We start from the raw sequence: 22,989 nt of genomic DNA, 5'->3' as shown, positions 1-22,989 counted from the left end.
GAGTACGCCATAATGTGCGAATGCCTCTGTACGACGCCACCGACCGCGCCATCCTGGAGCGGCTTCAGCACGACGGACGCATCGCCAACGTCGACCTGGCCGACGCGGTGTCGCTGTCACCGTCGGCGTGCCTGCGCCGGCTGCGGGCCTTGGAGGAGAACGGGATCATCGCCGGCTACCGGGCCGAGCTGGACCGCGCCCGGCTGGGGCTGGAGCTCACCGTCTTCATCGAGCTGAAGGCCGAGCGGCATTCGCAGGAGACGTCCGAGCGAATCGAACGCGCCCTGACCGCCATCTCCGGCGTGGTGGCCTGTCACGTCATCTCCGGCCACTCCGACTTCCTGGTGGAGGTGGCGGTGCCGACTCTCGCCGCGTACGAACGGCTGCTGCTGGACCGCATCCTTGCCATCCCGTCCGTCATCGACGCGCGCAGCACTTTCGCGATCCGTACCGTCAAGAGCCGGGGGCCGCTGCCGTTGGACCACCTGGCACCGCGCCGGGACGACCGCTAGCCGCGCCGGCCCCGGCGGCGGCCCCGGCCCCGGCCCTGGCGGCGGTTGGTCGCTGGGCCGGCCGGTCGCCGGCATCCGGTATCCCGGCCCACTCGGTGGGCAGGGGGTGCGTGCTCAGCAGGGTGTCCAGCAGGTGGTCGATCGTGTGGCGGGAAAGCTCGCCGGCCACGGCCCGGGCCACTCCGTCGTAGATGTCCTCGAGGACCGGTCCGATGCCGTAGCCCACGGGGCATTCCTGGCTCGGCCGGTGCGGGTGCAGAGCGAAGACGGCGCCCGGCTCGACCACGGCGTACACGTCGGCGAGCGTGATGCCGGCGGCCGGCCGGCCGAGCGACCAGCCGCCGCCGGGGCCGAGGCCGGCGGTGACCAGGCCGGCGTCGCGGAGGGGCCCGAGTGCCCGGCGTACGGCGACCGGGTTGCTGTCCAGGCTCGCGGCGATCTGGTCGCTGGTCAGTCCGGGGTGGCCGTGCCGCCGGGCCAGCGCGAGCCAGCACAGGGCGTGCACGGCCACGGTGAGACGACTGTTGCCGGCCATGGGTGGCCTCCCCCCATAATGAGTAACACACATTGTTACAGATGGGGGAACCCCGTGCAGGATCAGCAGAACGCCGTGGCCGCCGACCTGGCCGGCTGCGACGTCGTCGAGATGCGCCGATACACGCTGCGACCGGGCACGTTCGACGAGCTCCAGGACGTGTTCCAGCGGTGGTTCGTCGACGGCCTGGAGCGGTCGGGCATGCGGCTGGGCGGGCAGTTCCGGGACCGGGACGACCCGGATCGTTTCGTGTGGTTCCGCGGCTTCACGTCCATGGCGCAACGCCATGAGGCGATGGAGGACTTCTACCTCGGCCCGGTGTGGCAGAAGCATCGGGACGCCGCCAACGCCACCATGATCGACAGCGATGACGTGCTGCTGCTGCGCCCGACCTCGCCGGCCCACCGCCCGGGTCCCGCGGTTGCCGCCGGAGCCCCGGGACCGACGGCCGACCCGGCGTGGGTGATCGCTCTGGCGTGGTCACTCCCGGCCGGCTCCGACTTGGAGCCGGCGCTGACCGGCCGCGGACACGAGGTGCTCGAGCGGGCGCTCGGCGTGCCGGTGGCTATGTGGCGCACCGAGCCGAAGGCCAACACGTTCCCGCAGTTGCCGGTGCGCGGCGGCGACCACGTGGTCGCGCTGGCGGTTTTCGCCGGGTGGGAGCAGTGGTCGCAGGCGGAGAAGCGGCTCGGTGCGGACGCCGAATGGCAGCGGCTCGCCGAGCGGCTCGGGGATGCTGAGCTCATGCGCCTTGAGCCGACGGCCACGTCACGTCATCCGCGGCCGATCCCGGGCTGAGCGGCAGCGCGGCCGATCCCGGCCTGAGCGGCAGCGCGGAAGCGATCCGGTGGAGTTGGCCGGGCAGGTCGCCGGCCGGGAAGGGCCAGAGCCCGAGCGAGGTGGCGCCGGCGTCCAGCAGTGCTTGCAGGCCGTCGCGTACCCGGCCGGCGGTGCCGGCGACCGCGAACTCGTCGATCCACGCGTCGTCGACCGTAAGCGCTGCTCCCGGCGGGGTCCGCCGCAGCCGTGCCCTGATCTCTTCGTGGTAAGGCGACCGGCCGATCAGGGCGGTGTGCGCCTCCGCTCCGGCGAAGAAGCTCACCGCGTCACGCACGGCCTCGTACGCGGTGTCGTCTTCGCCGACGGAGGCCAGCACAAAAGCGGTGATGGGCGGGACCGGGCGACCCGCCGCCTCCGCACCCGCGGCCACCTGCTCACGGGCCCAGGCCACGTACGCCGGCCCGGCGAGCACGGACAGCAGCACCCCGTCAGCCGTCGCCCCCGCGGCCCGCAACGCGCGTTCGTTGACCGCGCCGATCCACAAGGGTGGTGGCTGCGCCGGCGGGAACGCCAGCTGGACGTCGTGCAGTTGATGGGTGCCGGCGACCTGGTCGACCGTGGCTCCGGCCAGCAGGCGGCGGAGCACGTCGAAGGTCTCCGTAACGGCACTCAGCGGGCGCGGCGGGAGCAGCCCCAGCTGCGCGAGCCAGTGGCGGTTGCCGAGCCCGATCGCGGCCCGGACGCGACCGGGGTGCATGCGGGCCAGACCGGCCAGCTCCATCGCCAGCACGGCCGGGTGCCGGGTCTGCACACTGGCCAGTCCGAGCCCGGCCGGGACGGTCCGGGTGGCCGCGAGCAGCTGGGTCAGCCCGGACAGCCCGCCGGTGAAGAAGCAGTCCTCGGAGAACCACAGTTCCCCGAAGCCGAGGCGCTCGGCCAGGGCGGCGCCGCTCGCCAGTTCCTCGGGCGGGGTCAGGCTGCCGAAGACCACGCCGATCGGTGCTGTGCTCATGAGGTGCTCCCTTTCATTTTCACCCTCACGTTCACGCGAACTGGACGAGGGCGCAGCCGATGACCAGGGCCGTCAGGCCGCCGAGCCGGGCCTTGGTCAGCGGCCGCGGCGGTAGCCGGAACAGTCCGAAGTGGTCGATCACCGCCGAGGCGAGCTGCTGGCCGGTGACGGTCAGGGCGACCGTCGTGGCCGCGCCGATCCTGGGGATGAGCAGCAGCGTCGCGGTGACGTAGACGGCGGCTGCGACACCGCCGAGCCAGCCCCAGCGGGGCATCGCGGCGAGCGGCCGGAACCGCAGCGGTGGTGTCCGGCCGGCCGCGCGGAGCAGGCCGAAGACGACGGTGATGGTCAGGGTGGCGACGATGAAGCTCACCGTGCCTACGGCCAGAGGGGGGCTCAGGTCTGTGCGCAAGGCGGCGTTGACAGCGCCCTGGACCGGCAGGGCCGCACCGGCGATCAGGCCCAGGACGATCCAGCCGGCGCGGTGGGGCGCGGCTGCAGGCCCGGCTCCGGACGCGGCTGCGGGCACCGCCTGGGGCGCGCCTGCGGACGCGGCTTGAGGCGCGACCGGGAGCCCGGATTGAGTCCCGGCTTCGGGCGCGGCCGCGGCCACGGCTTGGGATGCGGCTGCGGACGCGGCCGGGGCGGACGACTGGCTGCGGATCACGACCGTGACTCCGACGATCACAGCGAAGGCGCCGACGAGGATGCCGGCGCCGAGAGTATTGTCCGGCAGGCCGAGCAGACCACCCAGATCCAGCACGATCGACGCCAGCACCTGCCCGGCGACGAACAGGCCGACCGAGGCGAGGGCGCCCAGCCGCGGGAACAACATGATGGCGCTGGTGATGTACAGCGGACTGGCGATCCCGCCGGCGAGCTTCCAGGCGTCCACGTCTCCCAGGCCGCCGAGAGCCCCGATGCCGCCGGTCAGCGTCGCCGCCAGGGCAAGCAGGCCGGCAGCGATCCCGAGCTGGACCACCGCCGCGCCGTACGGGGTGCCGACCGCGCGGGTCAACTGAAGGTTCGCGGACGCCTGCACGGCCAGCAGTCCACCGATCAGCAACGCCGAGATGAGCAAAATGATCATGAGCTACCCCCACCACGATCCAAGTGGACGCATCGTCCACTACGTTGTCGAGTAGAGTAACCGGACGTAGCGTCCAGTTGATGCCCGGACCGGAAGTGAGGTGGGCCACTTGTCCCTGTCCCCGCAGCTACCCGAGCGGACCCCGCCCCGGGAACGCGCCGACGCCGCGCGTAACCGGCAGCGGGTGCTGGACGCCGCCGCGCGTCTGTTCGCGGCCGGGGACCCCCGCACAGTGACCATGGAGGACATCGCCCGCGAGGCCGGGGTCGGCAAAGCCACCCTCTACCGGCGCTATCCGGACCCGGGTGCGGTCGCCGCCGCCCTGCTCGACGAGCACGAACGGGATCTACAGGAGAAGCTGCTGCGCGGAGCTCCGCCGCTGGGCCCCGGTGCCCCGGCCGCCGACCGCCTCGCCGCGTTCTACGCCGCCATGGTCGAGCTGCTCGACCGGCACCTGCCACTCGTGCTGGGGGCCGAGACCGGCGCCGCCCGGTATCGCACCGGCGCGTACGGCTTCTGGCGCGCGCACGTCCGCGTCCTGCTCACCGACGCCGGTGTCACCGACCCGGAGCCACTGATCGAACCACTGCTGGCCCCGCTGGCACCGGACGTGTACGGCTACCAGCGCCACGAACGCGGCCAGCAACCCGACGAGATCGCCGCCGGCCTGAGCTGGCTGGCGCAGCGCATCCTCAGGTCAGCCTGAGCATGATGATCTGAGGTTCAGGCAGCCGGCTCACCGGCGAGGTACACCGTCCGCGGCCGGGCCAGGGTCGTGATGTCCCGGGTGGGGTCGCCGTCCACGAGCACGAGATCGGCGTCGAAGCCCGGGCGGATGCGACCCTTGCGCTCGCCCAGGCCACAGACCTCCGCGGCGACCGACGTGGCTGCGGCCAGGGCGGCGGCCGGGTCGATGCCGGAGTCCACGTACTCGGCGATGGTGGCGGGCAGGATGCCGTGCGGTTTGGCCGGGCCGATCCCGGCGTCCGAGCCGGCCACGAGGCGCACCCCGGCCCGGTACAGCCGCGCGACCCCGTCCTGCAGGCCGGCCTGGGTGAGACCGGCGCGCTCGGCCATGGCCAGCACGGCCGGCGGCACCACCACGGCGGGATCCGAGCCCAGCGTGGCGCACACCGCGATCCTCGCCTCGGCGAGCAAGGACGCCAGGTCGTCTTCGACCAGGGTGCCGGTGGCCGTCACGCAGGTGCAGTGTTCGATGCCGTCGACCCCGGCCCGCACCGCCTGCCGGACGGCCGAGGTGGCATGCGCGTGCGCGGTGATCGGCAAGCCGTGGTCGTGAGCTTCCCGTACGGCTGCAGCCAGCTCGTCGTCGGTGAACTGCGGCCTCGTCGTGTCCGTCCCCGGAGTGAACACCCCACCGCTCGCCATGATCTTCACCAGGTCGGCGCCCGCGGCAGCCCGCTCCCGGATCGCGGCACGGATCTCCGCCACGCCGCTGACCTCGCCGCCCAGCGACCAGCAGTGCCCACCGACCGTCGTCAGCGGTGCGCCCGAGGCCACCACGGCGGGCAGCCCGGCACCCGCCGCGGCCCGCCAGTTCAGTACCGCGTCGCGGCGGTCCCCCAGGTCCCGGACCGCCGTCACGCCCGCGGCCAGCTGGGCACGCAACGACGCCTCGATCACCCCGGACACGTCGACATCCGGCCGGTCGGCAAGCCGGTCGAGCGCACCGGGACCGCTGTCCGCGCACAGGTGGACGTGAGCATCGATCAGCCCCGGCAGCAACGTGCCGTCCGGCGCTTCGGACGCTGTCAGGCCGTCGGGCACCGCATCCGTGCCGAACCGCACCTCGGCGATCCGGCCGCCGGACACGAGCACCACCGCGCCACCGTCATGCATCCGTTCGCCGTCGAACACCCTCGCCACCCGAACCGCAAGCATGCGAGCTCCCCCCAGAAGCGCCCGGCGCGCATCAAACGGGCAGAATGCCACGCCCGCAGGGGTCAGTTCGTCGGCGGCTCCCCCGGCACCGTGAACAGCGGCTGCCACGGGTCGTCCGGGTTGGTCGGGTACTCGGTCGAGGGCGCGTCACCCTTCGTCGACCACCGGGCCTGGTACGGCAGCGCGTCGAACAGCACCCGGTCCCCCCGGGCGTACACCGTCGCCGGGTCCCACTTGTCGGTCACCCCGGTCACCGCCGGGCTCGGGCGGGGCGCCTTCTCCGACGGGCCCACCGGGCCGATCACCGACCACGGGGTGGGGGTGGAACCGTTGCCCGCCGCCGACGGGTCGAAGCCCTGGTTGACCCATTTCGCCTCGTAGACGACGCCGTGCCAGACCACCTTGTAGCCGCTCACGTACTGGGCGGTGAGCCGCCACACCGGGTACGGGCTGGTTTCCGGGTCGTCGACGATCGGCGCCTGGTCCGGGATCGCCACGGAGTCGCGGCCGGACGTGCCCACCGCGCTGCCAGGCAGGCCCGCGAAGACCGACGAGAAGGCCAGCGCCTCCTGGGGTACGCCGCTGCACGTGTTGGAGTGCACGACCACGTTGGTGAAGGTGCCGCGGCACCGGGCGTCGCGGTTCAGCGACCACATCGACACCCGGCCCAGCCCCTTGTCGACGGCGAACGTGGCCAGCCCGCGCGCGTCGTCGACGGTGAACCGCTCGGCGTCCACGTCGTTCTGGCCGATCATCGGGGTGGCCCCGATCCGCGACCACACCTGCGGCGACGTGAGCTGCACACCCAGCCGCAGGTAGAGGTCCGAGAGCTGGCGGTGGGTCGACTCCAGCGCCCGGGTGCTCAGCTCCAGCATGTCGGGGTCGGAGCCCGCCTCGGAGCCGAAGTCCATGGTCATCACGTTGACGCCGCGCAGCGAGACGCCGCCCTCCAGCGTCGCTCGTACCGCGCCCAGCCCGTCGGCGGTCAGGCCGTCCGGCGCCACCGGCAGGGTCAGCCACACCGCCAGCGGCTTGCCCGCCGAGGCCCGTTCAGCCTGCAACGTCGCCAGGGCGAGCGCACGCCGCTGCAAGGACGCCTGGTCCGCTACCGCCGTACCCTCGATGTCCAGGTCCAAGGTCTGCACGTCGTAGCGACGCACCAGCTGCCGGTAGGCAGCGGTCAGCCGGGCCTGGTCGGTGCAGGCCACCGCGAGCTCGGTGTTGGTCAGGCCGCCCACGCTGAGCAGGATGTTGCCGCCGGCCGAGCGCAGCTGGCTGATCCGGCGGTCCAGCTCCAGCGAGGCCGCCGCCTCGTCCGGAGTGTAGGCGCCGCCCCAGCTGGGCGCGCAGCCATCCTTGGGGTCGGCCACCACGAAGGCCAGGGCCACGTCGTTGGCCGGGTTCGCCGCCGGATCCTGGAACTCGAACGTCGGGGTCAAGGTGACGTCAACATAAGGTACGGCCCACGACTTCGCGGTCGGGCCGGCCGCGTCGCGCAGGTGCAGCACCGCGACCGTGCCGCCGGCCCCCAGCCCGGCCAGCACCAGCACCAGGAAGCCGAGCCGCAGCCAGGACAGGCGCTCTGCCGGAGCCTCCGGTTCCTGCCAGTCCGGGTCGGCGAGAGGGTCGTCCTCCGGCCGCACGGACAGCGGGACGGCGCGGTCGGTGAGCATGGGCGGCCTCTCGGTTGTGGGGCGTCCGGGGGCGGACCCCTCCAGCTCTCGGATCGGCAGATTCCCCGGCAACTGAAGGCCGGGGCGGGCAAAACCTTTAAGAACCGGTCCGAGAACGCCGATGGGAGGTCGAACGGGCGCGACAGGTCCGCCGATGGCCGGTGCCGTACGACAGTGAAGGGCGACCTGATGCAGCGCAACCCGGTGGACCAGCGCCGTCCGGACGCCCCGCGCCAGTGGGGCGCCGACCGGCGGTCGGCGCCGCACCCGCTGGTGCCGGCACCGATCTCCGAGGGCCGCATCGCCCGCGGCCGGCTCGCGATCGTGCTGACCATCACCGTCTGGGCCTGCTACCTCATCGGTACGGTGATCCAGCAGTTCATCGCCGGACGGGCGAGCACCGCGCGGCTGGCCATCGAGGCGATCGTCTACATGATCGTGGTGACCGGGCTGGCCGCCTCCGCGACGGCGTACCTGATCACCCGGATCGGCTACTTCTACCGCACCCGGGCCCACCACCGGGCGCCACGCATCGTCCTGGACAACTTCCTGCAGGGGACGACGCCGTCGGTGACGGTCATCGTGCCCTCGTACCAGGAGGATGAGCGGGTCATCCGCACCACACTGCTCTCCGCGGCGCTGCAGGAGTATCCCGGGCTGCGGGTCGTGCTGCTCATCGACGACCCGCAGCAACCGCGGACCCGCGCCGCCCGCGACCTGCTCCTGGCCGCCCGCGCGCTGCCGGGCGCGCTCGAGGCCGAGCTCAGCGTCCCGTACGGCCGGGTGCAGGCGGCATACGAACGGTTCGAGGAAGCCCTCGCCGAGCGTGACGAGCGCGCCGCCACGACCGAAGACATGCGTGACCTGGCCGCCGAGTACCGGTTCGCCGCGGGCTGGCTCATCGGGCTGGGCCGGCGGCAGGACATGGTCGACCACACCGACGTCTTCTTCGTCGAGCACATCCTCAACGCGCTGGCCGAGGACCTCGGCACGATCGCCGAGGCGCTGGGCTCCGGCGCCGACGAGGAGGCGGCCCTGCCGGTGGAACGGCTGACCCAGCTGTACCGGCGGCTGCTGGCCATCTTCGACGCGTCGGTGACGAGCTTCGAGCGCAAGCGGTACGTCTCGTTGTCGAGCGAGGCGAACAAGGCGATGAACCTGAACAGCTACATCGGGCTGATGGGCGGCGGTTACCAGGAGGTCAGCACCCCGCTCGGGGTGGCGCTGGTGCCGGCCGGGCCGGGGCAGGCCGAGCTGGTCGTGCCCGACCCGGACTACGTGCTGACCCTGGACGCCGACAGCGTGCTGCTCCCGGAATACTGCCTGCGGCTGGTGCACCTGATGGAGCAGGGCGCGCACGAGCGGGACGCGGTGGCGCAGACGCCGTACAGCGCGTTCCCGGGCTCGGCGACCCGGATCGAGCGCATGTCCGGTGCCACCACTGACATCCAGCACATCGTGCACCAGGGCATGACCCACTACGACGCGACATTCTGGGTCGGCGCCAATGCGGTGCTGCGCAAGAAGGCGCTGGACGACATCCGCGAGGTCGCCTACGAGGGTGACTGGGAGATCAGCCGCTACATCCAGGACCGGACGGTCATCGAGGACACCGAGTCGACGATCGACCTCGGGGTGCACGGCTGGACGCTCTACAACTACCCGGAACGGATGGCGTACAGCGCCACACCGCCGGACTTCGGCTCACTGTGCATCCAGCGCCAGCGCTGGGCCAACGGCGGCCTGCTGATCCTGTCCCGGCTCAAGGACCAGTTCCGGGCGCGGACGGCGCGGGGCAAGAAGAACCGCTTCGGTGAACTGTTCCTGCGGGTGAACTACATGGCCTCCATCTTCTGGAGCTCCGTGTGCCTGGTGGTCATGCTCGCGTACCCGTTCAACGCCGACCTGCTCAACCCGATCCTGCTGCTGGTGTCGGTGCCGTACTTCCTGATGATGAGCGCGGACCTGAAAGCCTGTGGTTACAAGCGGCTGGACGTGCTGCGGGTCTACGGCTTCAACCTGATCCTGTTGCCGGTCAACCTCTCCGGCAGCTTCGCCTCGATCCTGCAACTGCTGACCGGAGAAAAAAGCGCCTTCAAACGTACGCCGAAAGTACGCAACCGAACGACCGCAGCGACCACGTACCTGATCGCGCCGTTGGCCCTGATCGCCCTGTGCGCGTGGACCGCTGTGCGTGACGTGCAGCTGCACCAGTGGGACAACCTGGTCTTCGCGGGGCTGAATCTCGTGCTGGCCACGTACGCGATGGTGGCGTTCGTCGGGGTCGGCAACACTGTCGTGGACCTGGTCACGCACCTGCGCAACTGGCTGTACCGGCCCGTACAGCCCAAGCGTTCCCGCGGTACCGGCAAGCAGCCGACGCCGGCCACCCACTCGGAGGGCCGGGCGATGGCGGCGACCGGCGCGATCGGTGATTGGGCCTCGGTGTTGCACTACCGTTCCGACAAGGGCTCGTCGGGCCTGGTGGCGGTGCGGTCGGCTCAGGCACCGGTCGGGAGTCGGTCCCGGCGCGGGCCGCAGGACCCGCAGCCGCGGTCGAACTCGTTCGAGGAGTTCACGTTCTTCACGGTCTTCCAGCCGATCTTCGAGCTGAGGTCGGGGACGGTGGTGGGTTATGAGGCTCTCACCCGGTTCGCTGACGGCACCCGGCCGGAACGCGGCCTGGCGGCGGCGCAGGCGCAGGGGGTGCACATCGACCTGGATGCGGCGCTGATCCGGGCGGCGTTGGCCTCGGCGAACGCGTTGCCGGAGGACACGTGGCTGGCGGTCAACGTCTCCGGTGACCTGTTGCGGCGGCCTCGTGAGCTGGAGCCGTTGCTGGCGGAGAGTGCGCGGCCGCTGATCCTGGAGATCTCCGACGCCGAGGGTGCTGATCTGGACAACCTGCCGGCGGGGGTTCGGATCGCGGTCGATGACGCGGGGGCGGGTTACGACACCCTGGCTCGGATGGAGTCGTTGAAGCCGGGCTTCCTCAAGTTGGGGCGAGCATCCTTGGCCGGGGTTGAGGCTGAGGGGGCTCGCCGTGCCTCGATCCGGTCTTTGGTGGAGTTTGCCGGGGAGCACAACTGCACGGTTATCGCCGAGGGGATCGAGTCGGCTCAGCAGCGGGATGCGTTGGTTGAGTGTGGGGTTCCGCTTGGGCAGGGGTTCTATCTGGGGCGGCCTGTTCCGGTGGAGCGGGCGCTCGCTGACGCTGCCAGCCGCTGATCGGACGGTCGGTTGGCCCTGCGCGGCGACGCGGCATTGGCATTGGCATTGGGCGGCGACGCGCGTCGGCGCTGGGCGGCGAATGCCGCCTGCGACCTCAGCTCTCGGCGGCGATTCGCCGCGCATGGCCTCGGGTCCAGGCGGCGGGCCAGCGCGCGCTCAGCCCTCAGCGGCGACGCTCCGCCTGCTGCGCCGCTTGGTGAGATACGGCAGGGCGAACAGGTACAGGCCGGAGAACAGCAGCAGCGCCAGCGGGAGCAGCGGCACGTAGGACACCCACACCACCGGGTCCTCCTGCGCGAGGGCGACGAACGTGACAATGACCGTCACCGTGAAGGCGATGGCGAGCCAGCGGTGGAACTGCCGGATCCACTTGTTCATGGGGACCTCCTCCTGAAGTGGCTGACCCCAACTTGCGGCGGGCCGCCGCGATGGGATCTCACGGCGGTCACGCTATGTGCGGTGCGGTGGCGGCCGCTTCTCGATTCCTGACCGGTTCGGGCGCGCACAACCCACGCCGGGCGCTGAGCGCCCGGCGTGGGTTCACCTGATCAGGCTGACCGCAGGACGAGGTTGCCGAACTGCGAAGTCTCCTGGTCCACCGCGATGACGCCGCGCCGGTCGATGCCGATGACCGTGATGGCGATGTCACTGGCCGGCTCGGGGAACAGCGTGGTCTGCCCCTTGCGCCAGCGGAACGGCACCGCGAAACTCTGCGGGTCCGTCCTCGTGTAACCCGTGACGTCGCCGCGCTCGTTGATGTCCAAGGCCGCGCCCATGTGCCCGGGCAGGCCGATGTCGATCATCCGGCCGGCCCGCCAGACAACCGGCCGTGAGTCACTGGTGCCGAAGCTGGCGGCGCCGGTGACCATCCCGGCCTGATTGAGGTCCGCGACCCGGCCGGCGGTGGCGCCCGTACCGGTGAGCAGGTCGGTCATCCGACCACGCTGCCAGAGGAACGGGTGGTCACCGGCCGACCCGGCGACCGCACTGGTGCCGGCCACCTGACCCCGGTCGTTGATCGCCGTCGGCGTGCTGCTTTCTCCGCCCAGGGTGCCCAGCTCGGTCATCCGGCCCTGCTGCCACAGCACCGCCCGCTCGGTGGAGACGCCGGGCGTGGTGAGGACACCGATGACCTGACCCCGGTTGTTGATCCCGACGGCCCGGCTGTCCATTCCCTTGGGAGTCGTCAGCATCGTCATCCGCCCACGCGCCCACACGAAGGCACGGGAGGCATCGTTGCTGTCGGTCGCGGTGCCCGCGACCTGGTCGCGCTCGTTGATGAAGGTCGCCCCGAACGAGGCACCGGCGGGCCGCTTCAGGTAGCTGACGGACCGGCCGCGCCACAGGAACAGTCCGCCCTCGACGCCCCCGACGATGTGCCGTTTCTCGTTGATGTCGCCGGCCGTGGCGCCCTTGACGGGCAGGGCGGTGGGGGTACGCCGGCCTTGCCACCACACCACGGCCCGATAGTTGTCGGCGGCGTCAACGCTGGCGCCGATGATGTCGCCACGCTCGTTCATGGCTTTGGCGAACGACCCCTGACCACCCAGCGAGTGCAGCTGGACCAGCCGTCCCGTGGTGGCGGCGGGTGGCGCGGCCGCGGTCGCCATGGACGGGACTGCAGCGGCGGTCAGCACGACGGTGCCGGCGGTCAGGATGAGACTCATTTTTCGGATCGGATACAAGGTGTCGGCTCCTCGGTCAATGGCCATGTCACCTTGTTCGTCACCGACGGCAGCGGTTTCGTTCACGGAACGCTCTGTCGCCTCGCCGACTCAGCGGAACGGGACCGAACGCTGAGTCGCCACACCCAGCCGGCGAAACGGAAACCTGGACGCTTCGTAACCTCACCGACTCGGCGAAACACGGCCGATCAGAGGTCGTAGCCGCCGGAGACCTCGATGTTCTGCGCGGTGATCCAGCGGCCCTCCTCGCCGAGCAGGGTGGCGATCACCATGGCGACGTCGTCGGGCTCGCCGATACGGCCGAGGGCGGTCTTGGCCGCGAGGGCCGGGATGACTTCGGGGTACGCCTCGAAGGCCGCGACGCCGGAGGAGTCGGAGAGCCGGGTCCGCGTCGGGCCGGGCGAGACGGCGTTGACCCGGATGCCCCTCGGCGCGAATTCCTTGGCGAGGTACCGGGTCAGCACGTTCAGGCCACCCTTCATCGCGGCGTACGCGGAGAAGCCGGCATCCACCAGTCCGGTCGGCAACGCCGAGTTGCTGCTCACGTTAACGACAGCTCCGCCATCGGTCAGCAGCGGCAGAATCGTCTGGGTCAAGAAGTACGGGCCCTTCAGCAGCACCCGCATGAACTTGTCGAACAGTTCCTCGGTGGTGTCCTCGAACATGGACATCCCGCCGAACCCGGCGTTGTTGACCAGGTAGTCGAACGTGTCCCGCTGCCAGGTGTCGCGCAGGGCCGCCACGACCTGCTCACGGAACGCCGGGAAAGTCTCACTGCGGCCGATGTCGAGCCGCAGGGCGACGGCGGTGCCGCCCTCCTTCTCGATGGCGGCGACCGTGTCCCGCGCGCCGGCCTCGTTGCCGCTGTAGGTGAGGATGACGTCCGTCCCCCGCTTGGCCAGCTGGACCGCTGTGCTCTGCCCGATGCCCGAGCTGGCACCGATGACGATGGCGACCTTCATGCTGTTCCCACCTGTTCATTCATGGAGCCCTGTTAGGCTCACTGCGAGGTCTATGGATCCATTACACCGTCATGAGCAGGCCAAACAGTAGAGCGATGCTCGCGTACCCTTGCCTGATCCTCTCCTTGTGAGGAGTGCGGCCGGGATGCTCTAATCGAATGCGTGCCCCTCGACGAACTGCGCGCCCTGCTGGCCCGCCACGCCCGCGAAGACGGGACCACCCCCATCGACGGCGTCCTGATCGGCCGGGCCGAGCAGGCGTTCCAGTCGTCGACATCAATGTCCGGCATGGTGCTGGCCCTGGTCGCCCAGGGAGCGAAGATGCTCGCGCTGGGCGACCGGGTGTACGAGTACCGCGCCGGGCAGTATCTGGTCGCCTCGGTCGACCTGCCGGTCACCGGTTACTACACCGAGGCCAGTCCCGAACGGCCGGCGCTCGGCTTCGGTCTCGTCCTGCAACCGTCAGCGATCGCGCAGCTGCTGCTCGACGCACCACCCGGCGACCTGCCCCGGGCACCGGGCGGCGGCACACCGTCCGCGATGGCCGTCAGCGACGCACCGCCCGAGCTCATCGATGCGGCCATTCGCATGCTGCGCCTGCTCGACCGGCCCCGCGACATCCCGGTGCTGGCCCCGCTGATCGCCCGGGAGATCCTGTGGCGGCTCATCACCGGCGAGCAGGGCGCCACCGTACGCCAGCTCGGCCTGGCCGACAGCAGCCTGGCCCACGTGGCCCGCGCGGTGCGGTGGATCCGCGACAACTACCGCGAATCGTTCCAGGTGCAGGACGTGGCACGGATGTCCGGCATGAGCGTGTCGGCGTTCTACCGCAATTTCCAGGCGGTCACCGCGATGAGCCCGATCCAGTTCCAGAAGCAGTTCCGGCTCCAGCAGGCCCGGCTCCTGCTGGCAACGCAGCCGGGCGACGTCACGGCGGTCAGCCATCAGGTGGGCTACGACAGCCCGTCGCAGTTCAGCCGCGAGTACCGGCGTCAGTTCGGCGCTCCACCGAGCCAGGACGCTGCCCGCCTGCGCGACGCCACACAGTCTCCCGAGCTGTCCATGCCCTGACTCATCCGTCCCGGCCCACCTGGTCGGGTCCGTCCGCCCAGCCGTGGATCGCCATGACCCACCGCCATGGCACCCTCAGCGCAGTCACAGCGGTGCCACCCCATGATGGGCCGATGCGAGCGGTGATGTTCCAGGCGTACGGCCCGCCCGAAGTCCTCACCTCTGTTGACCTGCCGAAGCCCGTGCCCCGTGGTGACCAAATTCAGGTTCAGGTGCACACGACCACCGTCACCTCCGCCGAATGTGGCATGCGCCGGGGTGAACCGCGCTGGGGCAGACTCATCCTCGGACCGCTTCGCCCCCGCAAGGGCGTCCGCGTACTCGGGCTGGAGTTCGCCGGCCAGGTCACCGCGCTCGGACCGGCGGCAAGCCGGTACGAGATCGGCGATCGGGTGTTCGGGTTCACCGGCTTCGGCGTCGGGGCCAACGCCGAGTACAAGTGCCTGTCCGAGCGGGCATCACTCACCACGGTGCCGCCGAACGTGAGCTACGCGCAGGCGGCGGCCAGCGTCGACGGCTTCACCACCGCCTGGTACTTCCTCCGCGAGCTGGCCAGTGTCCGCAAAGGACAGAGGCTCCTGGTCATCGGCGGCTCCGGCAGCATCGGCACGTACGCGGTTCAGCTCGCCAGCCGGACCGGTGCCGTGGTCCACGCAGTGTGCAGCGGCCGCAACGCGAGACTCGTCGAGTCGCTGGGGGCGGAACGGGTCTACGACTACACCGTCGAGGACTTCACCGCCGGCGGGGAGCGGTACGACGTCGTCTTCGACACCGTGGGCCGGAGCTCGTTCGCCCAGTGCCGGGCGGTGCTGGCGCCGAGGGGCTGCTATCTGCCGACTACGGGACTGGTGAACAACGTGCTCGCCCTGCGTACCGCGATCACCGGCGGACCGCGGGTGCGCACCGGCATGTCGGTGCGCAAGCACGCGGCCCTGGCCGAACTGCGCGACCTGCTCGCACAGGACGAGCTTCGCGTCATCATCGACCGCAGCTACCCGCTGGCCGACCTCGCCGAGGCGCACCGGTACGTCGACAGCGGCCACAAGACCGGCAACGTCGTCATTACCCTCACCCTCACCTGAACCTCAACCTGACCTGAACCTGACCTGGCGAGGCTGAGCGATGATGGCAGCGTGTCCCGAACACCGGAAGCCTCTGGCGTGGAGGTCGACGACCGCACGGTCGGCAGCCTGCTCGCCTATCACGCACTGATCGAGATCCGTGCCCTGGCCGGGAAACCAAGCCGTCAGCCGGGAACCGTGAACACCGACGAGGTCCTGGCGGAGATCCGGACGCTGGCGGACCGGGCGCACAACCTCCCGCTGGGACCGCGCCCGCAAGGAAGGTGGCGATCTACCCGCGCGCGGCGCGCCAGTCCCCGGGAACGGGCCATGCGAGCGCGGCCGATGAGCTACACCTGGGACACCACGGGCGAGCAGGGGCGAGCGTGGATGCTGCGGCACCTCTCCGAGGCGGGATACCGGTGGACGCCACCCCCTGCCTTGCCCACAGCCGGCGAGCCCGCCGGCGGATGGTCCTTGCGCCAGTTGCTCCGCACCCTGACCGGCCGGCGGAGGTAGTCAGGGCCTCCCGAGTGGCTTCGCGAACATCGCTCCCCTGACGAGCCGGCCGAGGAAGTCACGGCTACCTGAGCGACTTCCCGAACATCGCTTCCCTGACGAGCCGGCCGAGGAAGTCACGGCTTCCCGAGCGGCTTGGCCCCCATCGTCCCACCGACAAGCCGGTGCTCCGGCAGGGACAGATCCGGCTCCCCCACCGTGTCAGCCCACTGCTCAGCGTCGTCCTGCGGCTCGTAGCCGATCGCACGACCGCCCACCGCCGACCACCACCGCCGGGTGTTCGCCGAAACCCCCCACACCAGCCGCCACCCGGTCGCCCCGAGCGACGCCTCCACCAGCCGCGCCACGTCATCGGGCGAGAGCCACACCGACAGATCCCGCGCGTCGCCAGGCTGCTCGATGCACGAGCCGATCCGCAGGCAGATGACGTGCAGGCCGTACCGGTCGTAGTAGAGCCGGCCCAACGCCTCCATGGCCGCCTTGCTCCAGCCGTAATAGGAGTCGGGCCGCGGCGGGACGTCGTCGGCCAGGCCGTCCGGGCCGGCATCGGCACGCTCGTACAGGCCTACCGCATGGTTGCTCGACGCCAGCACCACTCGCGGCACCCCGGTGTCGTGCGCGGCCTGCAGCACCCGCTCGGTCCCTCGCACGTTGACCGCCAGCACGTCCTCGAACGGCCCCTCGCCGGCGATCCCGCCCAGATGGACCACCACGTCCACACCCCGGCACGCCCGCTCGACGGCCGCCGCGTCGGTGACGTCCAACGCCTCGACCCCTTCGCCGGCCCGCACGTCGGTCAGGCGCAGCTGGTGATGGCTCAGGCGCTCGCGGAGCATGTGCCCGATGGAGCCGGACGCGCCGGTCAGAAGGATCACAGCCATGGGCAAGATGTGCCCACCCGTCGCGATCTCATGCCGGGTCCGGGTAGGCGCCGCGTCCAGAGACAACGCCGGGTCCAGAACCACCTCGAGGCCCGGCGGCTCACAGGAGCGTAGATTCCCCTCGTGGCCACCTACGTCCTGATCCACGGCGCCGGCGACATCGGCTGGTACTGGCACCTGGTCGAGGCCGAGCTGCGGGCGCGCGGCCACGACACCGTCGCCCCCGACCTGCCCTGCGACGACGACTCCGCCGGCCTGCCCGAATACGTGGACACGGTGGTCAGCGCGATCGGCGACCGCAGCGACCTGATCGTCGTCGCACAGTCAGCCGGCGGTTTCGTCGCCCCACTCGTCTGCGAGCGGGTAGCAGCGCGCCTGCTCATACTGGTCGCGCCCATGATCCCGGCCCCGGGCGAAGCACCCGCCGACTACTGGAAGCACACCGGCTACAGCGAAGACCTAGCCGGCCGATACGACGACGAGGTTGCCCTGTTCTACCAAGACGTCCCGCCGGATCTGGCCGCCGAGGCCCTCAGCCGTGGTCGCGACCAGTCCGAGACCCGGATGAATGAACCGTCGCTGCTGAAGGCCTGGCCCGCCGTCCCCACCCGGGTGCTGATCTGCCGTGACGACCGCCTCTTCCCGCCCGGCTATCTTCGCCGAGTCGCCCGGGAACGCCTGGGTATCACCCCGGACGAGATCGACGGCGGACACACGCCCGCGCTGAGCCGACCACGCGAGCTGGCGGAACGTCTGATCGCGTACGGGTGATCAGCGACGGACCGCAGCCACCGCGCCGTAACCTGTGGCTTCCTCGGGGCTCGGCCGCGGTCCGTCCCCCTGCGGGCGCCAGTCGGACACCGAGACGATCCCCGGCTCCAGCAGGTCGAGGCCCTCGAAGAAGCGGGACACCTCGGCGAGCGTACGCGGGGAGAAGCGCGGCTTGATCCCCTCGTTGACCGCGTTCATGGCCGCGATCGTCTCCGGGTCCAGCGGGTCGAACGTCGCGTGCGACAGCACCAGGTAACTGCCCGCCGGCAGCTCGTCGACCAGCCTGCTCACGATGCCGTACGGGTCCTCGGAGTCCTCGACGAAGTGCAGGACCGCCACCAGCAGCAGCGCCACCGGCTTCGACCAGTCCAGGGTCTCGCGCACGGCCGGGTCCCGCAGGATCTTCTCCGGGTCGCGCACGTCGGCGTCGATGTAGGCGGTCGCGCCCTGCTCGGAGCTGGTCAGCAGGGCCCGGGCGTGGGTGAGCACCAGCGGGTCGTTGTCCACATAGACGATGCGGGACTCCGGGGCGATGCCCTGGGCCACGTCGTGCACGTTGTTCGCGGTCGGCAGCCCGGTGCCGATGTCGAGGAACTGGCGGATGCCGGTCTCGGCGGCGAGGTGGCTCACCGCGCGCTGCATGAAGGCGCGGTTCTCGCGGGCGGCCGTACGGATGTGCGGGAACACGGCGGCGATCGCCTCGGCGGCCTCCCGGTCGGCTTGGAAGTTGTCCTTGCCGCCGAGCCAGTAGTCGTACCGTCGCGCTGGGTGCGGCCTGGTCATGTCGATGCGGGACGCGCCGCTTGCCCACTGCTCGTCGGTGCTCACCACGGTCTCCCGTCATCCTGGACAATGTGGCGCCGGGTCCCGCAGCAGCGTGCCCACGAGCTCCTACCGGGCCATCGTAGTGGGGCGATCACGCCGGCCGATCCGGCCCCACGGCTTCACCACGCTGAGCACCGTCGCGACCGTCAGGGCCGTCAGGGACACGGCCGGCGGGAAGAACAACGAGGAGACCTCATCCGGAGGTTGCGCTCCGGACCCCAGCTCCCGACCGTACGCGGCGACGGCCGCCATGCCCGGCTCCAGCGCCACGATGATCAGCGTGCAGAGCACCAGGTTCAGCGCCAGCTTCACCGCCACCCACCAGTAGCGCAGCAGTCCCCACTTGGTGCCCAGACCCAGCACGAGGCCGCTGAGCAGGCAGATCAGCCCGGCCGTGAGCATCGGCCACACCGCGAAGGCCGCCAGCGCCCGGTAGGCCAGGCCGCGCACCTCGGCATCCGGCCCGTAGCGCCCGGTCCAGACCAGGACGGCGACCATGACGTCGATGCCGATCCAGGTGCCACCGGCGATGATGTGCAGGATCAGGGTGGCGCGGCGCCACCTCCGGCCGAGGGCGAAGCCGCTCACCGCCACGGCGGGCCGGGTCGCGGGCAACGTTGATGTTGACCTCATCAGGCTCTCCTCAGGGTCGGGTGCGGCATGAACGCCGCGGGCGTCCCTGTCACGGTGCCGGATCGCCGGGCCCACCGCGTACGTCGAACGGCGACTCATCGGCTACGCAGCCGGCCGTAGCGACGCCCCGGGCCTGCCCAGCGCGGCACGCCGGGTCAACCAGCGCGGCACGCCGGGTAAACCAGCGGCCCGGCCGGGCGAGCTCATCGCCCCGGACGGGCCGGGCGAGCTGCACGGTCACCCGGCGCCGGGCCGGCTGTCGGCCGCGGCGACCGACCCCGACAACGGCCGCCGGCTGTGGGAGCTGTCCGAGCAGGCCACCGGCGTACGCTTCAGCGCCCTGCGGCCGTCCGTCTGAGCGCCCCCGGGCCGACCATGGTCGGTATGAACAGCCCCTCGGCACCAACGACTGATCGCTACCTCCCCCTGATCCAATCGGTTGTCGCCCAGGCCGCGTTCTTCGTGGCGGCGCTGTACTTCCTCGGCTACTTCGTCGTGGCCAGCTTCCACGGCTACTTCGGCCTGCCGGCCCGGCTGCTGGGCGACGCCACGAGCGGCATCGTGCTGCAGGGCGGCCGCCTGCTGCTCTGGCTGGCGATCATCGCCTTTCTCATCGCGTCGGCGGCGGTGCCCGCGTTCCAGGCGGTGAAGCGGCTGCACGCCGACCGGCCGCGGGCCGCGACCGCCGCCGTCCTCGCCGCCGTGGTGCTGTTCGTCCTGCTGACGGGCGTCACCGCGCCTTCCGGCAGTCTCCTGCCGCAGGCCCTGCGGGCGACCGGCACCTGCGGCATGCTGCTGTGCGCGATGGCCCTCGTCTGGCTGCACGCGGACAATCCCCACGTACCGGTCCTGGCACTGATCGGACGGCGTGGTCGCCTGCTGCTCGTCGGTGTCCTCGGGATAGCGATCCTGTCCGTGCTCGGCGAAATCTGCGGCTTCTACTCCGCCCGGCTCGCGGCGGCTGATCCGGGCACGATCCCCCGCGTCGTGATCCACTCCGAGGACGATCTGGGCCTGGTCGGAACAGGGGTGACCCACCTCGCCGGGCCGGGTGCGGACACCAAGTTCAAGCACGAGTACCGGGGACTCCTGGCGCTGACCCGCAAGAACGACCGGTGGTATCTGGTGGCGGCGGCGGACCCCCGGGCCGGGGTACGGATCGTGCCCGACTCCGACAGCATCCAGGTCGATCTCCAGACGCGCTGACCCCGGGTGTCCGGGTCCCGGGGCCAAACCAGTGCCTCACACGGGCGCGACCGAGGTGCCGCGCGAGAAGACTTCGGGCTGTCAGCAATTCGGTCCGAGGAGGTCATCATGTCCAGCAGCACCCATGTCAGCGGCGAACCGCAGACCGCCGGCCCCGCCGCCACCACCGTGGCGTACCGGCTCGAGGTCGCCGTTCTTCCGGTCGCCGACGCGGCCCGCGCCCGGGACTTCTATCTGGGGCTGGGGTGGCGGCTCGACGCCGACATCGATCCCGGCGGCGGCTACCACGCCGTGCAGCTGACCCCGCCCGGGTCGACGGCCTCGATCATTCTGGGCACCGGCGTCACCACCGCCCAGCCCGGCCAGAACGGTGGGCTGCTGCTCGCCGTCGACGACATCGAGGTCGCCCGCGCGCAGCTCGTGTCCCAGGGCGTACCGGTCAGCGAGATCTTCCATGACGCCGGCGGCAGCCTCGGCGGCGGTTTTGTCGCCGACCCCGCCGCCCACGCCGCCGGTCCGGACCCCGAGCGCCGCTCCTACGCCTCGTACGCGACGTTCGAGGACCCCGACGGCAACCGCTGGCTGCTCCAGGAGCTCACCGACCGGCTGCCGGGCCGCGTCTGAGCAACAGGTACGGGGGCCCGGGGACCAGTGGGTTTCCCGGGCGCGAGCCCGGACCCGGCCGGGCGAGAGTGAAGTGACCGGCGGCGAGCCGGTTCGCAACGGACACGGAGGGCACCTGATGGACGTCGCAGCGCTGGCCGAGCTTCTGCGTGAGGCCGAGGACAACCACGGCCGGTACGAGCCGACCGCACCGAAACATCACTGGTGGGACTGGTACGCGGCCTTCGTCGTCGCCCGCCAGCAGGGCCGGACCGCGGAAGAGGCGTACCGGGACGCCACCGCCGCCCTGGAAGGGGCGCCGCGATGAACACCGACTTCGACGTGATCGTGCTCGGGGCCGGCGCGCCCGGGGAGCATTGCGCCGCGGCGCTGGCCGCGGGTGGCCTGCGCGTGGCCATGGTGGAGCGGGAGCTGCTCGGCGGCGAGTGCTCCTACTGGGGCTGCATTCCGTCCAAGACTCTGCTGCGGCCCGGGGAGGCGCTGGCGGGGGCCCGCAACGCCCCCGGCGCCAAGGAGGCCGTGACCGGGACCGTCGACGTGAAGTCGGCGCTGGCCTGGCGTGACTTCATGGTGTCGAACTACGACGACGCCGGCCAGGTGGCGTGGGCGCGCGGTGCCGGGATCGAGGTGATCCGCGGCCGGGGCCGGCTGGCCGGGCCGGGTGCGGTCGAGGTGGACGGGACGACGTACACCGCCCAGCACGTGGTGGTCGCCACCGGTTCCGATCCCGCGTTCCCGTCATTGCCCGGGCTGTCCGAGCTGCCCGGGGTGTGGACGGACCGGGAGGTCACCGGCCTCACCGAGGTGCCCCGGCGACTGCTGGTGCTCGGCGGCGGAGCGATCGGCGTCGAGATGGCGCAGGCGGTCACCCGGCTCGGCGGGTCCGTCACGCTCGTGCAGCGGGGCGATCACCTGCTGCCGCGGGAGCCGCGGGCTCTCGGTGACCAGGTGGCGGAGGTCCTGCGCGCCGACGGCATCGAGCTGCGGCTCGGCCAGGCGCCGACCGCCGCCCGGCTCGACGGTGATGAGTACGTGCTGGCGTTCGCGGACGGCTCCGAGGTGCGCGGCGATCGCCTGCTCGTAGCGACCGGCCGCCGGCCGCGGGTCACCGACATCGGCCTCGAAACGGTCGGCATCACGCCGAACCCCCGCGGGATCGCCGTCGACGGGCGCCTCTCCGCCGGGCCGAACCTCTGGGCCATCGGGGACGTCACCGGGCTGTGGCTGCTCACCCACGTCGGTGAGTACCAGGGCCGGGTCGTCGCGTCGAACATCCTCGGCGGGCACCGCGAGGCGCACTACGAGGCCGTGCCCCGGGTCATCTTCTGCGACCCGCAGGCCGCCGCGGTGGGCGCGGCTGAGGGCGACTTCACCGCCACGATCCAGCTCAGCGGTGTCCCGCGTACGTCGACCTACACCCGCGCCTATGACACCCAGCCGGGCTTCCTCACCCTGGTGTCGGACGGCGAGCGGATCACCGGGGCTTACGCCCTGGGGCCCGAGGCGGGTGAGTGGCTCCAGCAGGTGACGCTGGCGATCCGTACGGGGACTCCGGTGCCGGTGCTGCTCGACGTCATCCAGCCGTTCCCGACCTTCTCCGAGGCCGTCTTCCAGGCCCTGCGCGACCTCGACGCGCAGATCACCCGCGCCCGGGCCGCCGCCGTGGCCGTGCCCGCCGGTCAGGAGGCGTGATGGACCGCGCCGCTGTGTCCGTGGCCGTCGTCGGCAGCCGCACCGAGGCGGAGCTCATCGTGGGCCTGCTGCGCAGCCACGGTCTCCGGGCAGCCTCGGCGGCCGACGACGCCGGCGGGCAGGAGCCGCAGTTGCAGTTGCAGGGGGTGCACGTGCTGGTGGCCGCCGCTGACGAGGCGGCGGCCCGCCGGTTGCTCGCCGAAGTCGGCTGAGCCGTTAGAGTTGCAGCCGTTACGACGCGTACGCCCGGAGAGATTCCGCCCGGAGAGATGAGGAGCACTGATGGCCACCACGATGACCGGAGCTTCCGTTCGCCCCTTGGTG

24 protein-coding genes are annotated in these 22,989 nt (G+C 71.3%); 13 read left to right on the top strand and 11 right to left on the bottom strand.

Annotated features, from left to right (window positions below; translation table 11 throughout):
* Positions 1-20: 20 nt before the first annotated feature.
* A complete protein-coding gene (locus tag ACQP2Y_RS18475; RefSeq protein WP_433729835.1) occupies positions 21-512 on the top strand; it encodes an Lrp/AsnC family transcriptional regulator in 492 nt (163 codons plus the stop codon).
* Here the strand turns inward: ACQP2Y_RS18475 and ACQP2Y_RS18470 are convergent.
* Positions 454-1,047 (bottom strand): Rrf2 family transcriptional regulator, encoded by a 594-nt coding sequence (locus ACQP2Y_RS18470; protein WP_433729833.1) that lies wholly within the window; start codon positions 1,045-1,047, stop codon positions 454-456. The genes ACQP2Y_RS18475 and ACQP2Y_RS18470 overlap by 59 nt on opposite strands.
* 54 nt (positions 1,048-1,101) lie before the next feature.
* Between ACQP2Y_RS18470 and ACQP2Y_RS18465 the strand changes: the two genes are divergently transcribed.
* Positions 1,102-1,845 carry an NIPSNAP family protein gene (locus ACQP2Y_RS18465; RefSeq protein ID WP_433729831.1) on the top strand — a complete coding sequence of 248 codons (744 nt, stop codon included), beginning with the start codon at positions 1,102-1,104 and terminating at the stop codon, positions 1,843-1,845.
* On the opposite strand, the gene ACQP2Y_RS18460 is transcribed toward ACQP2Y_RS18465, so the two are convergent.
* A complete protein-coding gene (locus tag ACQP2Y_RS18460) occupies positions 1,790-2,839 on the bottom strand; it encodes an LLM class flavin-dependent oxidoreductase (protein WP_433729829.1) in 1,050 nt (349 codons plus the stop codon). The genes ACQP2Y_RS18465 and ACQP2Y_RS18460 overlap by 56 nt on opposite strands.
* A 31-nt stretch (positions 2,840-2,870) precedes the next feature.
* Positions 2,871-3,929 (bottom strand): DMT family transporter, encoded by a 1,059-nt coding sequence (locus ACQP2Y_RS18455; protein ID WP_433729827.1) that lies wholly within the window; start codon positions 3,927-3,929, stop codon positions 2,871-2,873.
* A 109-nt stretch (positions 3,930-4,038) separates the two neighbouring features.
* Between ACQP2Y_RS18455 and ACQP2Y_RS18450 the strand changes: the two genes are divergently transcribed.
* Positions 4,039-4,635 (top strand): TetR/AcrR family transcriptional regulator, encoded by a 597-nt coding sequence (locus tag ACQP2Y_RS18450; RefSeq protein WP_433729825.1) that lies wholly within the window; start codon positions 4,039-4,041, stop codon positions 4,633-4,635.
* Positions 4,636-4,652: 17 nt separating this feature from the next.
* Here ACQP2Y_RS18450 and ACQP2Y_RS18445 read toward each other — a convergent pair whose 3' ends face one another.
* Positions 4,653-5,831, bottom strand: coding sequence for an amidohydrolase family protein (locus ACQP2Y_RS18445; RefSeq protein WP_433729823.1), 1,179 nt, complete (start codon positions 5,829-5,831; stop codon positions 4,653-4,655).
* A gap of 62 nt (positions 5,832-5,893) precedes the next feature.
* Entirely contained in the window at positions 5,894-7,504 is a 1,611-nt protein-coding gene (locus ACQP2Y_RS18440) for a chitinase (protein WP_433729821.1), read from the bottom strand.
* A 174-nt stretch (positions 7,505-7,678) separates the two neighbouring features.
* Here ACQP2Y_RS18440 and ACQP2Y_RS18435 point away from each other — a divergent pair, with 174 nt between their 5' ends.
* Positions 7,679-10,732: an EAL domain-containing protein gene (locus ACQP2Y_RS18435; protein WP_433729819.1), complete on the top strand. Its 3,054-nt coding sequence runs from the start codon at positions 7,679-7,681 to the stop codon at positions 10,730-10,732.
* A 159-nt stretch (positions 10,733-10,891) separates the two neighbouring features.
* Here ACQP2Y_RS18435 and ACQP2Y_RS18430 read toward each other — a convergent pair whose 3' ends face one another.
* The 3 genes from ACQP2Y_RS18430 to ACQP2Y_RS18420 form a co-directional block, all read right to left on the bottom strand.
* Positions 10,892-11,113, bottom strand: a complete 222-nt coding sequence (locus ACQP2Y_RS18430; RefSeq protein ID WP_433729817.1) for a hypothetical protein — start codon at positions 11,111-11,113, stop codon at positions 10,892-10,894.
* A gap of 170 nt (positions 11,114-11,283) precedes the next feature.
* A complete protein-coding gene (locus ACQP2Y_RS18425) occupies positions 11,284-12,402 on the bottom strand; it encodes a hypothetical protein (RefSeq protein ID WP_433729815.1) in 1,119 nt (372 codons plus the stop codon).
* Positions 12,403-12,608: 206 nt separating this feature from the next.
* The gene (locus ACQP2Y_RS18420; RefSeq protein WP_433729813.1) at positions 12,609-13,382 is read right to left on the bottom strand and encodes an SDR family NAD(P)-dependent oxidoreductase; all 774 of its coding nucleotides are present in this window, start codon (positions 13,380-13,382) and stop codon (positions 12,609-12,611) included.
* A gap of 162 nt (positions 13,383-13,544) precedes the next feature.
* Between ACQP2Y_RS18420 and ACQP2Y_RS18415 the strand changes: the two genes are divergently transcribed.
* The 3 genes from ACQP2Y_RS18415 (at position 13,545) to ACQP2Y_RS18405 (ending at position 16,033) form a co-directional block, all read left to right on the top strand.
* Positions 13,545-14,453 (top strand): AraC family transcriptional regulator, encoded by a 909-nt coding sequence (locus ACQP2Y_RS18415; protein ID WP_433729811.1) that lies wholly within the window; start codon positions 13,545-13,547, stop codon positions 14,451-14,453.
* 113 nt (positions 14,454-14,566) lie between these two features.
* Positions 14,567-15,535 (top strand): NAD(P)-dependent alcohol dehydrogenase, encoded by a 969-nt coding sequence (locus ACQP2Y_RS18410; protein WP_433729809.1) that lies wholly within the window; start codon positions 14,567-14,569, stop codon positions 15,533-15,535.
* 51 nt (positions 15,536-15,586) lie between these two features.
* The gene (locus tag ACQP2Y_RS18405; protein WP_433729807.1) at positions 15,587-16,033 is read left to right on the top strand and encodes a hypothetical protein; all 447 of its coding nucleotides are present in this window, start codon (positions 15,587-15,589) and stop codon (positions 16,031-16,033) included.
* A 116-nt stretch (positions 16,034-16,149) separates the two neighbouring features.
* Here the strand turns inward: ACQP2Y_RS18405 and ACQP2Y_RS18400 are convergent, their stop codons facing one another.
* A complete protein-coding gene (locus ACQP2Y_RS18400; RefSeq protein ID WP_433729805.1) occupies positions 16,150-16,914 on the bottom strand; it encodes an NAD-dependent epimerase/dehydratase family protein in 765 nt (254 codons plus the stop codon).
* Between the two features lie 123 nt (positions 16,915-17,037).
* Here ACQP2Y_RS18400 and ACQP2Y_RS18395 point away from each other — a divergent pair, with 123 nt between their 5' ends.
* Positions 17,038-17,685 carry an alpha/beta hydrolase gene (locus ACQP2Y_RS18395; protein ID WP_433729803.1) on the top strand — a complete coding sequence of 216 codons (648 nt, stop codon included), beginning with the start codon at positions 17,038-17,040 and terminating at the stop codon, positions 17,683-17,685.
* Here the strand turns inward: ACQP2Y_RS18395 and ACQP2Y_RS18390 are convergent, their stop codons facing one another.
* The gene (locus ACQP2Y_RS18390; protein WP_433729801.1) at positions 17,686-18,516 is read right to left on the bottom strand and encodes an SAM-dependent methyltransferase; all 831 of its coding nucleotides are present in this window, start codon (positions 18,514-18,516) and stop codon (positions 17,686-17,688) included.
* A gap of 60 nt (positions 18,517-18,576) precedes the next feature.
* Entirely contained in the window at positions 18,577-19,143 is a 567-nt protein-coding gene (locus ACQP2Y_RS18385) for a hypothetical protein (protein WP_433729799.1), read from the bottom strand.
* Positions 19,144-19,527: 384 nt separating this feature from the next.
* On the opposite strand from ACQP2Y_RS18385, the gene ACQP2Y_RS18380 reads away from it, so the two are divergent.
* From ACQP2Y_RS18380 to ACQP2Y_RS18360, 5 genes are all read left to right on the top strand, one after another.
* Positions 19,528-20,349, top strand: coding sequence for a hypothetical protein (locus tag ACQP2Y_RS18380; protein WP_433729797.1), 822 nt, complete (start codon positions 19,528-19,530; stop codon positions 20,347-20,349).
* 108 nt (positions 20,350-20,457) lie between these two features.
* Positions 20,458-20,973, top strand: a complete 516-nt coding sequence (locus ACQP2Y_RS18375) for a VOC family protein (protein ID WP_433729795.1) — start codon at positions 20,458-20,460, stop codon at positions 20,971-20,973.
* A 118-nt stretch (positions 20,974-21,091) separates the two neighbouring features.
* Positions 21,092-21,280 carry a hypothetical protein gene (locus tag ACQP2Y_RS18370; RefSeq protein ID WP_433729793.1) on the top strand — a complete coding sequence of 63 codons (189 nt, stop codon included), beginning with the start codon at positions 21,092-21,094 and terminating at the stop codon, positions 21,278-21,280.
* The gene (locus tag ACQP2Y_RS18365; protein WP_433729791.1) at positions 21,277-22,665 is read left to right on the top strand and encodes a dihydrolipoyl dehydrogenase family protein; all 1,389 of its coding nucleotides are present in this window, start codon (positions 21,277-21,279) and stop codon (positions 22,663-22,665) included. The genes ACQP2Y_RS18370 and ACQP2Y_RS18365 overlap by 4 nt, the downstream gene beginning before the upstream one ends.
* Positions 22,665-22,877 (top strand): putative signal transducing protein, encoded by a 213-nt coding sequence (locus ACQP2Y_RS18360; RefSeq protein ID WP_433729789.1) that lies wholly within the window; start codon positions 22,665-22,667, stop codon positions 22,875-22,877. Before ACQP2Y_RS18365 ends, ACQP2Y_RS18360 begins: the two co-directional genes overlap by 1 nt.
* The last annotated feature ends 112 nt before the right edge of the window (positions 22,878-22,989 follow it).

Origin of the sequence: Actinoplanes sp. CA-051413, from assembly GCF_050955795.1 — a bacterium.
Lineage (GTDB): Bacteria > Actinomycetota > Actinomycetes > Mycobacteriales > Micromonosporaceae > Actinoplanes.
This window is presented reverse-complemented; position numbering and strand designations above follow the sequence as displayed.

Coding starts and splice junctions, on each gene's coding strand:
- ACQP2Y_RS18475 (WP_433729835.1), top strand. CDS start 21: ATGCCTCTGTACGACGCCACCGACCGCGCCATCCTGGAGCGGCTTCAG.
- ACQP2Y_RS18470 (WP_433729833.1), bottom strand. CDS start 1,047: ATGGCCGGCAACAGTCGTCTCACCGTGGCCGTGCACGCCCTGTGCTGG.
- ACQP2Y_RS18460 (WP_433729829.1), bottom strand. CDS start 2,839: ATGAGCACAGCACCGATCGGCGTGGTCTTCGGCAGCCTGACCCCGCCC.
- ACQP2Y_RS18455 (WP_433729827.1), bottom strand. CDS start 3,929: ATGATCATTTTGCTCATCTCGGCGTTGCTGATCGGTGGACTGCTGGCC.
- ACQP2Y_RS18445 (WP_433729823.1), bottom strand. CDS start 5,831: ATGCTTGCGGTTCGGGTGGCGAGGGTGTTCGACGGCGAACGGATGCAT.
- ACQP2Y_RS18440 (WP_433729821.1), bottom strand. CDS start 7,504: ATGCTCACCGACCGCGCCGTCCCGCTGTCCGTGCGGCCGGAGGACGAC.
- ACQP2Y_RS18430 (WP_433729817.1), bottom strand. CDS start 11,113: ATGAACAAGTGGATCCGGCAGTTCCACCGCTGGCTCGCCATCGCCTTC.
- ACQP2Y_RS18425 (WP_433729815.1), bottom strand. CDS start 12,402: ATGAGTCTCATCCTGACCGCCGGCACCGTCGTGCTGACCGCCGCTGCA.
- ACQP2Y_RS18420 (WP_433729813.1), bottom strand. CDS start 13,382: ATGAAGGTCGCCATCGTCATCGGTGCCAGCTCGGGCATCGGGCAGAGC.
- ACQP2Y_RS18410 (WP_433729809.1), top strand. CDS start 14,567: ATGCGAGCGGTGATGTTCCAGGCGTACGGCCCGCCCGAAGTCCTCACC.
- ACQP2Y_RS18400 (WP_433729805.1), bottom strand. CDS start 16,914: ATGGCTGTGATCCTTCTGACCGGCGCGTCCGGCTCCATCGGGCACATG.
- ACQP2Y_RS18385 (WP_433729799.1), bottom strand. CDS start 19,143: ATGAGGTCAACATCAACGTTGCCCGCGACCCGGCCCGCCGTGGCGGTG.
- ACQP2Y_RS18380 (WP_433729797.1), top strand. CDS start 19,528: ATGAACAGCCCCTCGGCACCAACGACTGATCGCTACCTCCCCCTGATC.
- ACQP2Y_RS18375 (WP_433729795.1), top strand. CDS start 20,458: ATGTCCAGCAGCACCCATGTCAGCGGCGAACCGCAGACCGCCGGCCCC.
- ACQP2Y_RS18370 (WP_433729793.1), top strand. CDS start 21,092: ATGGACGTCGCAGCGCTGGCCGAGCTTCTGCGTGAGGCCGAGGACAAC.
- ACQP2Y_RS18365 (WP_433729791.1), top strand. CDS start 21,277: ATGAACACCGACTTCGACGTGATCGTGCTCGGGGCCGGCGCGCCCGGG.
- ACQP2Y_RS18360 (WP_433729789.1), top strand. CDS start 22,665: ATGGACCGCGCCGCTGTGTCCGTGGCCGTCGTCGGCAGCCGCACCGAG.